This is a genomic window from Rhodococcus sp. R1101, from assembly GCF_000278445.1.
GTDB lineage: Bacteria > Actinomycetota > Actinomycetes > Mycobacteriales > Mycobacteriaceae > Rhodococcus > Rhodococcus gordoniae.
The window spans coordinates 1-12,485 of sequence record NZ_AJVB01000068.1; the positions used below are offsets into that span (position 1 = coordinate 1).

Below are 12,485 nucleotides of genomic sequence, written 5' to 3' on the forward strand. Positions count from 1 at the left end.
AGCGAGGCCGACGCCCGGGCTGTGCTGCGCAGCGTGCTCGTCGACGAACTCCGTCCGGAGCTCGACCGTTCCATCCGGGCGCTCCCGCACGAGGACCATCCCGCGGTTCTCCTCGTCGTCGGCGTCAACGGCACCGGCAAGACCACGACGACCGGCAAGCTCGCGCGCGTGCTCGTCGCCGACGGACGACGGGTGCTGCTCGGTGCCGCCGACACCTTCCGTGCCGCGGCCGCCGACCAGCTCCAGACCTGGGCCGAGCGTGTGGGTGCCGAGGTCGTCCGCGGCAAGGAGGCCGCCGATCCCGCCGCGGTCGCGTTCGATGCCGTGGCGAAGGGCATCGACAACGGTGTCGACGCCGTCCTCGTCGACACCGCCGGACGCCTGCACACCAAGACCGGCCTGATGGACGAACTCGGCAAGGTCAAGCGCGTCGTCGAGAAGAAGGCTGCCGTCGACGAGGTGCTGCTGGTCCTCGACGCGACGATCGGCCAGAACGGCCTGATGCAGGCCCGCGTGTTCGCCGACGTCGTCGACATCACCGGGGTGGTGCTCACCAAGCTCGACGGCACCGCCAAGGGCGGCATCGTCTTCCAGGTGCAGCACGAGCTCGGCGTCCCGGTCAAGCTCGTCGGTCTCGGTGAGGGCGCCGACGATCTCGCTCCGTTCGAACCCGAGGCGTTCGTCGACGCTCTGCTCGGCTGATCCGTCCCGGGTCCTCCGGCCGCTGTCCGCTCGTGCGGACAGCGGCCGGTTTCGTCGGCGGGGTGCCGTGTCCGAAGTGTGAAACAAGGATGAAACAAGGTCGGTTCCTGCGTTCACGCCCACGAAACAGCGCGGCGCCTCCACGGAAACATCCGGGCAGCAAGCTTTCCCTCGACAACGTGCCGATCGGCGCGGCCTACAGGGAGGTTGCAAGTGGAGGAAGTGGTGAACACAGGCGACGCGGCGTGGATGCTGATGGCTGCGTCCCTCGTGCTGCTGATGACCCCGGGCCTGGCGTTCTTCTACGGTGGGATGTCCCGGTCCAAGTCCGTGCTGAACATGATGATGATGTCGTTCGGGTCCATGGCGGTCATCGCGGTGATCTACGTCCTGTGGGGCTGGTCGATGTCCTACGGAACCCAGAACGTGCTCGGCATCTTCGCGAACCCGTTCGAGCAGTTCGGTCTGCAGGGCGCCATCTACGGCGAGGACGGGGAATTCCTCGCCGGTCTCGGCAACTACCCGCAGATCATCGATATCGGTTTCCAGGTGACCTTCGCGATCATCACCACCGCACTGATCAGCGGTGCGCTGGCCGAGCGCGTCAAGTTCGGTACGTGGATGGCGTTCGCGGCGATCTGGGTGACCTGTGCCTACTTCCCGCTCGCCCACATGGTGTGGGGTGGCGGTCTGCTGTCGGGTTCCGAGGACAGCATCGCAGCCGCACTGTTCGGCACCGTCGACGACGGCGGAGAGGTCGTCGCTTCGGTGGCCCCGATCGACTTCGCCGGCGGTACGGTCGTGCACATCAATGCCGGTATCGCGGCTCTCGTCCTGGCGATCGTCATCGGCAAGCGCGCCGGCTTCGGACGCACCGCCTTCCGCCCGCACAACCTGCCGTTCGTCATGCTCGGCGCCGCACTGCTGTGGTTCGGATGGTTCGGCTTCAACGCCGGTTCGGCATTCGCGGCCGACGGCCTCGCAGGCCTGGCCTGGGTCAACACCACCACGGCCACCGCGGCCGCCATCCTCGGCTGGCTCCTCACCGAGCGCATCCGTGACGGCAAGGCCACCAGCCTCGGTGCCGCGTCCGGTGCCGTCGCCGGTCTCGTGGCCGTCACGCCCGCTGCCGGCTCGCTGAGCCCGGTCGGATCGATCGCCCTCGGTGTCGTCGCCGGCGTCCTGTCCGCTCTCGCCGTGGGCCTGAAGTACAAGTTCGGTTACGACGACTCGCTGGACGTCGTGGGTGTCCACCTCGTGTCGGGCCTGTGGGGGACGGTCGCCATCGGCTTCCTCGGCACCGAGACAGGATTGTTCTACGGTGGCGACTACAAGCAGCTCGTCATCCAGATCGTCATCGCAGTCGTCGCCCTGGTGTTCACCGCGATCGTCACCGCCGTGATCGCCTTCGCACTCAAGCCGATGGGCTGGCGTGTGAGCGACGAAGAAGAGGCCCGCGGTATCGACGAAGCCGAACATGCGGAATCCGCATACGACTTCGCGCCGGCTCTCAAGTGATAAGAAGACCACGACAGCGAGCAGGGATGACAGCGGCCAGCGGGCTCTGGGAAGGATGAGGAAATGAAGCTGATCACGGCGATCATCAAGCCGTTCACGCTCGAGGACGTCAAGGCCGGCCTGGAGCAGGCCGGAGTGCTCGGAATGACCGTCAGCGAGGTGCAGGGGTACGGCCGCCAGAAGGGCCACACCGAGGTCTACCGCGGAGCCGAGTACTCCGTCGACTTCGTCCCCAAGGTCCGGGTGGAGGTCGTCGTGGACGACTCCGTTGTCGACAAGGTCGTCGAGACCATCGTCGAGGCGTCCCGTACCGGGAAGATCGGCGACGGCAAGGTGTGGGTCACCCCGGTGGAAGGCGTGGTCCGGGTCCGCACCGGAGAACGAGGTTCGGATGCGCTCTGACCCCCAGGGGTCCGACTCTCGAGGCCCTGATCCCGCTGCGCCGGCAGTGGGGTCGGGGCCTTCGGTGTCCTCGGCCCGCACGCCCGCACCCGCGGGAGCCGCCGATCTCACGGCAGCCCGTGACGCCCTGCTCTCCGGCGGCCCCCGCAGCCGCCGCCTCGACACCGCGGCCCTGCGCCACGCCCTGGTGGACCTGCACGAATTCTGGTTGACGACGAAGGGCTCCGAACTCGGCATCAGGCGCGAGGGCGGTTTCGCCATCGTCGCGGTGGGGGGTCTCGGTCGTCGCGAGATGCTCCCGTACTCGGACCTCGACCTCATCCTTCTCCACGACGACATGGCGCCGGCCGTCGTGTCGAAGGTTGCCGACCGGCTCTGGTACCCGCTGTGGGACGCGCACATCAAGCTCGACCACAGTGTCCGGACGGTGCCCCAGGCCCTCCAGGTGTTCTCCTCCGATCTCACGGCCGCGCTGGGGATGCTCGAGGCGCGCCACATCGCGGGCGACGCCCAGCTGAGCAATCTCCTCATCGGCGGCGTACGACGTCAGTGGCGGACCGGCATCCGGTCCCGCTTCGACGAACTCATCGAGATGACCGAGGCGCGATGGCAGCGCAGCGGGCAGATCGCCCACCGAGCCGAACCCGACCTCAAGAGCGGTCGCGGCGGGTTGCGGGACGTGCAGTTGCTCAATGCCCTGTCCGTTGCGCAGCTCACCGACGGCATGCCGGGGCTCGGACCGGACGTCCCCGGTGGTGGCCTCGCGGCCGCCCACCGGCGACTGCTCGACGTACGCACCGAACTGCACCGCGTCGCCGGTCGCTCCCGCGACCAGTTGCGTGCGCAGGACGCGGACGAGATCGCCGCGGCATTGCGGATCGGCGACCGCTTCGATCTCGCCCGGGTGCTCACCGAATCGGCCCGCACCATCAGTTATTCCGTGGACGTCGGTCTGCGCACCGCGGCCAACTCGCTGCCGCGGAAAGGTCTGTCGCGGCTGCGTCGCGGACCGGTGCGGCGTCCCCTCGACGAAGGGGTCGTCGAGCACGGGGGAGAGGTGGCCCTCGCGCGGGACGCGCATCCGCGTCGGGATCCGGGCCTGACCACGCGAGTCGCCGCGGCGGCCGCGCAGGCCGGTCTGCCGGTCTCGGCGGCCACACTCACCCGGCTCGCCGATCATGCCCCGGAACTGCGGGAACCCTGGCCTCGCGAAGCCCTGGACGACTTCCTGGTGCTGCTCGGTTCGGGGCGCCGTGCGGTCGACGTCGTCGAGTCGCTGGACCGGACCGGACTGTGGGGGCGCCTGCTCCCCGAATGGGGTGCGGTACGCGACCTGCCGCCGCGTGACGCCGTCCACACGTGGACCGTCGACCGGCACCTCGTCGAGACCGCCGTCTACGCGAGCGAACTGACCACGCGGGTCGCCCGTCCGGACCTGCTCGTGCTCGGGGCGTTGCTGCACGACATCGGCAAGGGGCGCGGCGGTGATCACAGCGTGGTCGGTGCGGAGCTGACCCTGCAGATCGGGCGGCGGATGGGAGTGTGGCCCTCGGATCTGACGCTGCTCACCGCGATGGTGCGGCACCACCTGCTCCTGCCGCACACCGCGACCCGGCGCGACCTCGACGATCCGGACACGGTCGCGGCAGTGGTCGACGCCCTCGACGGCGATCCGGTGCTGCTCGACCTCCTCCACGCCCTGGCCGAAGCGGATTCCCAGGCCACCGGCCCGGGGGTCTGGGGCGACTGGAAGGCGTCGCTGATCCGGGAACTCGTGCGCCGCTGCCGGATGATGATGGCGGGCGACGAGTTGCCCGCACCGGATCCGATCGATCCCGTCCTCGCGAACCTCGCCGAGGACGGTGCCCTGCACGTCGCACTCGAACCGCGTGAGGACGGCCGCAGCTTCACGGCGACCTTCCTCGCCCCCGACGAGAGGGGTGTGCTCTCCGACGAGGCCGGGGTGCTCTCGCTGCACGGTCTGCGCGTGCTGTCGGCCTCCATCGGCAGCCACGCAGGCAGCACGGTCAACACGTTCGTGGTGGCCCCGAGGTTCGGCTCACCGCCCGAGGCGGCACTGCTCCGGCAGGAACTCGTGCGGGCGCGATCCGGCGACCTGGATCTGCTCGGTGCGCTCGAGGCCAAGGACCGCGCCGAACGCGAGAGCCGCCTTCCCGAACGAACGGCCCGGGCGGTCCCCGTCGGCGCCGCGCTCGCGCCGCCGCGGATCATCTGGTTCGAAGGGTCCGAGTCGGACCAGGTGGTGCTCGAGATCCGCTCGGAGGACCGGATCGGTCTGCTGTGTCGTCTCGCGGACGTCTTCGAGCGTGTCGGGGCCGACGTGCGGTGGGCGCGGGTGAGCACACTGGGTTCGACCGTGATCGACTCGTTCTGTGTCGATCTCGCCGGCGCCCACAGCCGTGTCTCCCGGGAACATCTCGAACGGGAACTCCTCGCCGTCCTGCCCGCTCCCGGACCTGCCGCGGCCGCCGGCGCATCGTGACCGCGCGGGTGGCCCGCCGCACGGCGTGGCCACCCGCGGTCGCGACGGATCGCGAGCGGTTACCCTGGTTCGCAGCATTGTCCGCATCTTCGTCAGAGCTCAGGAGCGCATTCGGTGTTCGAATCCCTTTCCGACAGGTTGACAGGGGTCCTGAAGGACCTGCGCGGCAAGGGGCGGCTGTCCGACGCGGACATCGACGCGACCTGCCGCGAGATCCGGCTCGCCCTGCTCGAGGCCGACGTCGCACTGCCCGTCGTGCGCGAGTTCATCAAGAAGATCAAGGTGCGCGCCAAGGGTGCCGAGGTGCACGGCGCGCTCAACCCGGCCCAGCAGGTCGTCAAGATCGTCAACGAGGAACTCGTCGGGATCCTCGGTGGCGAGACCCGGCGGTTGCAGTTCGCGAAGACCCCACCGACGGTCATCATGCTCGCCGGTCTGCAGGGTGCCGGTAAGACCACCCTCGCGGGCAAGCTCGCGAAGTGGCTCAAGGCGCAGGGGCACACGCCCATGCTGGTCGCCTGCGACCTGCAGCGTCCCGGCGCGGTCACCCAGCTGCAGGTGGTCGGCGAGCGGGCCGGCGTCACGGTCTTCGCTCCCCACCCCGGCACGTCCGTCGGCGGCGGCGAGAACGAGCTCGGTGTCACGGCCGCCGACCCGATCGCCGTGGCCGAGCAGGGCATCGCCGAGGCGCGCACCAAGCAGTACGACGTGGTCATCGTCGACACCGCCGGTCGCCTCGGTATCGACCAGGAACTCATGGCGCAGGCCGCGGGCATCCGCGACGCCGTGCAGCCCGACGAGGTGCTCTTCGTCCTCGACGCGATGATCGGTCAGGATGCCGTGAGCACCGCCGAGGCGTTCCGCGAGGGCGTCGGCTTCACCGGCGTGGTACTCACCAAGCTCGACGGCGACGCCCGCGGTGGTGCCGCGCTCAGCGTCCGTGAGCTCACCGGCCGGCCGATCATGTTCGCGTCCACCGGTGAGAAGCTCGAGGACTTCGACGTCTTCCACCCCGAGCGCATGGCCAGCCGCATCCTCGGTATGGGCGACGTGCTCACCCTGATCGAGCAGGCCGAGCAGGTCTTCGACGCCGAGCAGGCCGAGGCCACCGCCAACAAGATCGGTTCCGGCGAGCTCACCCTCGAGGACTTCCTCGAGCAGATGATGGCTGTGCGCAAGATGGGGCCCATCGCCAACCTCCTCGGCATGCTGCCCGGGGCCGGGCAGATGAAGGACGCCCTCGCCAACGTCGACGAGAAGCAGCTCGACCGAATCCAGGCGATCATCCGCGGCATGACGCCGGAGGAGCGCGCCAACCCGAAGATCATCAACGGCTCGCGAAGGTTGCGTATCGCCAACGGTTCCGGCGTGAAGGTTTCCGACGTCAACCAGCTCGTCGACCGGTTCTTCGAGGCCCGGAAGATGATGACCGCGATGGCCGGCCAGATGGGCATGCCGGGTGCGCGCAGGAACCAGCGCAAGAAGGGCAAGAAGGGGAAGAAGGGCGGTCGCGGACCGACGCCGCCGAAGGTGCGGGGCGGTATGCCCGGCGGCTTCCCCGGTCTGCCGGGTGGCATGCCGGCCGGAATGCCCGACCTGTCGAAGATGCCGAAGGGGCTCGACGAGTTGCCTCCGGGTCTGGAGAACTTCGACCTGTCGAAGCTGAAGTTCCCCAAGAACTGAGCCGGGCCCGGGACGACAGTCCCGCGCCTGTGACAGCGCAACCGCGAGGCGTGCGCGGGGTCACCGGGTGCCGGTTTCGTCCTGGCTCGCGCGTCTGGCAGAATGGTTCGCTGTCGTCGCATCCGGTTACGTACCGCGCGGCGGTCACAGGTTGGTGGCAAAACCGGGCGTGCCAGAAGGGCGCGTCGTCCGAATTGCACGTGACACGCGCCTCGGCGCACCCCGAAGGAGAAGCAGCAGTGGCTGTCAAGATCAAGCTCACCCGTCTCGGCAAGATCCGCAACCCGCAGTACCGCGTGGTCATCGCGGACTCGCGCACCCGTCGCAACGGCCGGGCGATCGAGACCATCGGCAAGTACCACCCGAAGGAAGAGCCCTCGCTGATCGAGATCGACTCGGAGCGTGCGCAGTACTGGCTGGCCGTCGGCGCACAGCCGACCGAGCCGGTCCTCAACCTCCTCAAGATCACGGGTGACTGGCAGAAGTTCAAGGGTCTGCCGGGCGCCGAGGGCACCCTGAAGAAGGCGGAGCCCAAGCCGTCCAAGCTCGAGCTGTTCCAGGCCGCTCTCGCGCAGGCCGAGAACGAGCCGGCCGCCGAGGCCGTCACGCCCAAGAAGAAGAAGGCTGCCAAGGAAGAGGCCGCCGAGGCGTCCACCGAGGCCGAGTCCACCGAGGCCGCCGAGTAATGAGCGCCGTGGTCGCCGATGCCGTCGAGCATCTCGTTCGTGGAATCGTCGCCCATCCCGACGACGTCCGCGTCGACCTGATCGCGGGCCGTCGGGGCCGCACCGTCGAGGTGCACGTCAATCCCGACGACCTCGGCAAGGTCATCGGCCGGGGCGGTCGCACCGCGACCGCTCTGCGGACCCTCGTCACCGGAATCGGTGGCCGGGGTATCCGTGTCGACGTCGTCGACACCGACCGCTAGGCGAGCGCCGATGGAGCTCGTCGTGGGCCGTGTGGCCAAATCGCACGGCATTCGAGGCGAAGTCGTCGTCGAGGTTCGCACCGACGAACCCGAGGAACGCTTCGCCGTCGGCGCGGTCCTGCGCGGCCGCAAGCCTCGCGACAAGCACCTGCAGGAGTACACAGTGGAAGCCGCCCGGGAACACTCCGGGCGGCTTCTGCTGCGCCTGCAGGGCATCGACGGTCGCGACGCGGCCGACGCAGTGCGCGGGGTGCTGTTCGTCGTCGACAGCGCCGATCTGCCCCCGTCCGACGATCCGGACGAGTTCTACGACCACGAACTCGAAGGATTGACGGTGCGGATCGTCGCCGGTCGCCCCGACGGCGGCACCGAGATCGGCACCGTCCGCGAGGTCCTGCACACCGCGGCAGGCGAACTGCTGTCGATCCGGCGTGCCGGGCAGGAGCGCGGAGAGCTGCTGATCCCGTTCGTCACCGAGATCGTGCCGACGGTGTCGGTCCGCGAGGGTGTCATCGAGATCGATCCGCCCGACGGTCTGCTCGACCCCGATTTCGGCGAACCCCCGTCCAAGAAGAAGTCGAGCGAGGGGAAGCAGTAGTCCGTGCGGCTCGACGTCGTCACCATCTTTCCCGAATATCTCGAACCTCTGCGCGTCGCGCTGCTCGGCAAGGCGATCGACAAGGGGTTGATCTCCGTCGGTGTGCACAACCTGCGCGACTGGACGCACGACGTGCACAAGGCCGTCGACGATTCGCCCTACGGCGGCGGACCGGGCATGGTCATGAAACCCACGGTGTGGGGGCCGGCGCTCGACGACGTGCTGGCAGGTCCCGACGGCGAGACCGATCCCGAGGTGCTGCTCGTCGTTCCGACCCCCGCCGGTCGCCGCTTCGATCAGGCCACCGCGCAACGCTGGTCGCAGGAGAAGCGGATCGTCTTCGCGTGCGGACGGTACGAGGGTATCGATCAGCGCGTGTTCGACGATGCCGCGCGGCGCGTGCGCGTCGAAGAGGTGAGCATCGGCGACTACGTCCTCATCGGCGGTGAGGTCGCCGTGCTCGTCATGGTCGAGGCGGTCGTCCGGCTGCTGCCCGGTGTGCTCGGCAATCAGCAGTCGCACCAGGAGGATTCGTTCTCCGACGGGCTTCTCGAGGGCCCGAGCTACACCCGGCCGGCAGTGTGGCGCGATCTCGAGGTGCCGCCGGTGCTGATGTCCGGCGACCACGGCAAGGTCGCTCGCTGGCGCCACGAGCAGTCGCTGGAGCGCACCCGTGAGCGGCGCCCCGATCTGCTCCCGTCCGACGACTGACGCCGGATCGGTCCGCTCTCAGGGGCGGTGGCCGGTTCCGAGGGTCGTCTCGACCGCCAGCGTGACCGTCTCGCGCGCGTGCTGCGCGCTGCCGTCGTCGGTCGCGTCGTAGAGCGCCGTGTCGGGCAGGAATCCCGTCTCGTACAAGGGATCCGACTCGTCGTAGGTGACGGCTTCCCGTGCGGCCACCACGACCACGAACCGGTGGTCGTCGCCGAGGAAACCTGTGGACAGATGGAGCCATTCACCGGCCAGGCAGCACATCCACCCCTGTTTCACGCCCAGATCGGTGGAGTCGTCGACGCCCTCGGGGAGCCCGAAGCTCTGGTCGTATCCGTCGACACCCTCGTCGGTGTACTCCGACAGGTGGCCGACGATCCGGACCGCACTCTCCTCGCCCGACGCGCTGTCGCCGAGCAGATCGTCGTACCAGGTCAGCATGTCCGACGCCGTCGTGGTCGTGTTCCACCACCAGGACCCCGGGTCCGGGGGAGTCGTACCGGTCAGATTGTGCCGTTCCACGGCATGCTCGACGATCTCGGGACCGCCGTAGGCCTCCCACAGAACCGTCGCGGCGTTGTCGTCCGACGACCGCAGCATCGAACGGATCAATGCCCGGTCCTCGTCGGCGAGCGTCACCTCGCCCACCGCCTCGCGGTACAGGACCTCCTCGGCGATGAACAGCTTCACCGTAGAGGCCGTCTCGAAGGGTTCGTCCGATCCGCCGACGACGCGGGTCCCGGATTGACGGTCGAGCACGGCGACGGTGAGGCGCGCTCCCCGGCTGTCGGCGAGCGCGACGGCGGCGTCGATCTGCCGGGGGAGCTCGGCCGTCGACAGCGAGACGCTGCGCTCGTCGAGACCGGCGTCCGCGATCGAGGCGAGGCCGAGCGCCTCGTGCGGGAGCGGATGGGGATCCATGGAATCGCAGCCGGATACGACCAGTGTGGCGGCCGTGCACAGCATCATCGCGCCCGATCGTGCGCGTCCGCGTCTGCGCTTCATGTCCGGTCCCTGCATTCCATTGTGCTGTGGACGATAGCGCCGGTCCACTCGGGATCCTGCAGGGACCCCATGCGGTCACGGGCGCGGGGCGCCCCATGTGGTCACGGGCGCGGGGCGCCCCATGTGGTCACGGGCGCGGGGGCGCCCCATGCGGTCACGGGCGCGGCCGGGGACGGCAACTGTAGGGTCGTTCGACGTGACGACCCAACTCGACACCGTGAACCGGCGGATCGCCCAGGAACTCGACGTCCGCGAAGACCAGGTCGCTGCGGCCGTGGGTCTGCTCGACGGAGGTGCGACCGTGCCGTTCGTCGCGCGCTACCGCAAGGAGGCGACCGGCGGGCTCGACGACGCCCAGCTACGCACCCTCGAGGAACGCCTCCGCTATCTGCGCGAACTCGACGAGCGCCGCACCGCGATCCTCGAGTCGATCGAGACGCAGGGCAAGCTCGACGACGCGCTGCGTGGCCAGATCATGCTCGCCGACACCAAGGCTCGGCTCGAGGACATCTACCTGCCGTTCAAGCCGAAGCGGCGTACCAAGGCGCAGATCGCCCGTGAGGCCGGTCACGAACCCGTCGCCGACGCGCTCATCGGTGATCCCACCACCGATCCCGCCGGGTACACGCCCGAGCAGCTCGACGGTGCGCGCGCCATCCTCGTCGAGCGTTTCGCCGAGGACGCCGATCTCGTCGGCGAACTGCGTGAGGCGATGTGGACGCGCGGCAAGGTGACCGCCACCGTGCGTTCCGGCAAGGAGATCGACGGCGCGAAGTTCTCCGACTACTTCGAGTTCTCCGAGCCGTTCACCCAGCTCCCCTCGCACCGCATCCTCGCTCTCCTGCGCGGGGAGAAGGAGGAGGTGCTCTCGTTGTCGCTCGATCCCGAGGCCGACGAGCCCGTCCCCGGCGAACGTAGCTACTACGAGGGACGGATCGCCACCCGCTTCGGCATCGCCGACGAGGGGCGCCCCGCCGACACGTGGCTCCTCGACACCGTCCGGTGGGCATGGCGTACCAAACTGCAGATGTCGCTCGCACTCGACATCCGGATGCGGCTGCGGCAGTCCGCGGAAAAGGACGCGGTCGACGTGTTCGCCGCGAACCTCAAGGATCTGTTGCTCGCTGCCCCGGCCGGCACCCGCCCGACGATGGGCCTCGACCCCGGTTACCGCACCGGGACGAAGGTCGCGGTCGTCGACGCGACCGGCAAGGTCGTCGACCACACCACCATCTATCCGCATCAGCCCCACAACAAGCGCGACGAGGCCCTCGCGGTGCTCGCCGCGCTGGTCGCGCGGCACGGTGTCGAACTGATCGCGATCGGCAACGGCACGGCGTCGCGTGAGACCGACGCTCTCGCAACCGAACTCGTCTCCCTGGCGAAGGTGCCCGGGCTGACCAAGATCGTGGTGTCGGAGGCGGGAGCGTCCGTCTACTCGGCCTCGGAGTACGCCACCAAGGAGCTTCCGGACCTCGACGTGTCCATCCGCGGTGCGGTCTCCATCGCGCGCCGCCTGCAGGACCCGCTCGCCGAACTGGTCAAGATCGACCCGAAGTCGATCGGTGTCGGCCAGTACCAGCACGACGTGTCCGAGACGATGCTCGCGCGGTCGCTGGGCGCGGTGGTCGAGGACGCGGTGAACGCCGTCGGTGTCGACGTCAACACGGCGTCGGTCCCGCTGCTGTCCCGGGTCTCGGGTATCACCGGGTCGCTCGCGGAGAGCATCGTCGCCCACCGCGACCAGCACGGTCCGTTTCGTGCGCGGACCGCGCTCGAGGACGTTCCGCGTCTCGGCCCCAAGGCCTTCGAGCAGTGCGCGGGCTTTCTGCGCATCCCCAGCGGCGACGATCCGCTCGACGCGTCCGCGGTGCACCCCGAGGCGTACCCCGTGGTGCGCCGGATCGTCGACCGGACCGGCAGCAGCGTCCGCGAACTCCTCGGCAACACCGCCACTCTGCGGAAGCTGCGGCCGGACGAATTCGCCGACGACCGCTTCGGTGTCCCGACCGTCACCGACATCATCTCCGAACTCGAGAAGCCCGGCCGCGACCCGCGTCCCGAGTTCAAGACCGCGACCTTCGCCGCCGGTGTCGAGAAGGTCGCCCACCTGAAGCCCGGCATGGTCCTCGAGGGCGTGGTCACCAATGTCGCGGCGTTCGGCGCGTTCGTCGACGTCGGAGTGCACCAGGACGGCCTCGTCCATGTCTCCGCGATGTCGCGCAGCTTCGTGAAGGATCCACACGACGTCGTCCGGTCCGGCGAGGTCGTCAAGGTGAAGGTCCTCGAGGTCGACGTCGCCCGCCAACGTATCGGTCTGACACTGCGACTCGACGACGAGATTCCCGCGCCGGACGCCGAGAAATCCGGAGATCAGCCGCGCGGAGGTGCCCGGCGGCCTGCGAACCGGAGCGGCGGGAACCAGGGCAGCGGGC

At 69.1% G+C, this 12,485-nt stretch carries 11 protein-coding genes; 10 read left to right on the plus strand and 1 reads right to left on the minus strand.

All coding sequences use genetic code 11. The annotated features are described in order from the left end of the window. The 9 genes from ftsY to trmD form a co-directional block, all read left to right on the plus strand. On the plus strand, window positions 1-702 hold a 702-nt coding region (gene ftsY / locus R1101_RS0107350), incomplete at its 5' end, for a signal recognition particle-docking protein FtsY (protein WP_016932807.1). Window positions 703-915: 213 nt separating this feature from the next. Then, window positions 916-2,220: an ammonium transporter gene (locus R1101_RS0107355; protein WP_016932808.1), complete on the plus strand. Its 1,305-nt coding sequence runs from the start codon at window positions 916-918 to the stop codon at window positions 2,218-2,220. A gap of 63 nt (window positions 2,221-2,283) precedes the next feature. Beyond that, on the plus strand, window positions 2,284-2,622 hold the full coding sequence (locus R1101_RS0107360) for a P-II family nitrogen regulator (protein ID WP_016932809.1): 339 nt from the start codon (window positions 2,284-2,286) through the stop codon (window positions 2,620-2,622). Further along, window positions 2,612-5,125 carry a [protein-PII] uridylyltransferase gene (locus R1101_RS0107365; protein ID WP_026002991.1) on the plus strand — a complete coding sequence of 838 codons (2,514 nt, stop codon included), beginning with the start codon at window positions 2,612-2,614 and terminating at the stop codon, window positions 5,123-5,125. The genes R1101_RS0107360 and R1101_RS0107365 overlap by 11 nt, the downstream gene beginning before the upstream one ends. A 114-nt stretch (window positions 5,126-5,239) precedes the next feature. Then, the gene (ffh, locus tag R1101_RS0107370) at window positions 5,240-6,808 is read left to right on the plus strand and encodes a signal recognition particle protein (protein ID WP_016932811.1); all 1,569 of its coding nucleotides are present in this window, start codon (window positions 5,240-5,242) and stop codon (window positions 6,806-6,808) included. Window positions 6,809-7,047: 239 nt separating this feature from the next. Continuing rightward, window positions 7,048-7,494: a 30S ribosomal protein S16 gene (gene rpsP, locus R1101_RS0107375; RefSeq protein WP_016932812.1), complete on the plus strand. Its 447-nt coding sequence runs from the start codon at window positions 7,048-7,050 to the stop codon at window positions 7,492-7,494. Further along, window positions 7,494-7,736, plus strand: a complete 243-nt coding sequence (locus tag R1101_RS0107380; protein WP_006550954.1) for an RNA-binding protein — start codon at window positions 7,494-7,496, stop codon at window positions 7,734-7,736. Before rpsP ends, R1101_RS0107380 begins: the two co-directional genes overlap by 1 nt. 10 nt (window positions 7,737-7,746) lie before the next feature. Then, window positions 7,747-8,334, plus strand: coding sequence for a ribosome maturation factor RimM (rimM, locus tag R1101_RS0107385; RefSeq protein ID WP_016932813.1), 588 nt, complete (start codon window positions 7,747-7,749; stop codon window positions 8,332-8,334). 3 nt (window positions 8,335-8,337) lie between these two features. Beyond that, the gene (gene trmD, locus R1101_RS0107390) at window positions 8,338-9,045 is read left to right on the plus strand and encodes a tRNA (guanosine(37)-N1)-methyltransferase TrmD (protein ID WP_016932814.1); all 708 of its coding nucleotides are present in this window, start codon (window positions 8,338-8,340) and stop codon (window positions 9,043-9,045) included. 18 nt (window positions 9,046-9,063) lie between these two features. Here trmD and R1101_RS0107395 read toward each other — a convergent pair whose 3' ends face one another. Continuing rightward, window positions 9,064-10,050 (minus strand): class A beta-lactamase-related serine hydrolase, encoded by a 987-nt coding sequence (locus tag R1101_RS0107395; protein WP_232284697.1) that lies wholly within the window; start codon window positions 10,048-10,050, stop codon window positions 9,064-9,066. A gap of 196 nt (window positions 10,051-10,246) precedes the next feature. Between R1101_RS0107395 and R1101_RS0107400 the strand changes: the two genes are divergently transcribed. Continuing rightward, window positions 10,247-12,485: Tex family protein (locus R1101_RS0107400; protein WP_016932816.1), on the plus strand; the 2,239-nt coding region annotated here is incomplete at its 3' end.

Bases quoted from the DNA above. Each gene is read 5' to 3' on its own strand.
- R1101_RS0107360 (WP_016932809.1), top strand. From the start codon at position 2,284: ATGAAGCTGATCACGGCGATCATCAAGCCGTTCACGCTCGAGGACGTC.
- R1101_RS0107365 (WP_026002991.1), top strand. From the start codon at position 2,612: ATGCGCTCTGACCCCCAGGGGTCCGACTCTCGAGGCCCTGATCCCGCT.
- R1101_RS0107380 (WP_006550954.1), top strand. From the start codon at position 7,494: ATGAGCGCCGTGGTCGCCGATGCCGTCGAGCATCTCGTTCGTGGAATC.
- rimM (WP_016932813.1), top strand. From the start codon at position 7,747: ATGGAGCTCGTCGTGGGCCGTGTGGCCAAATCGCACGGCATTCGAGGC.
- R1101_RS0107395 (WP_232284697.1), bottom strand. From the start codon at position 10,050: ATGAAGCGCAGACGCGGACGCGCACGATCGGGCGCGATGATGCTGTGC.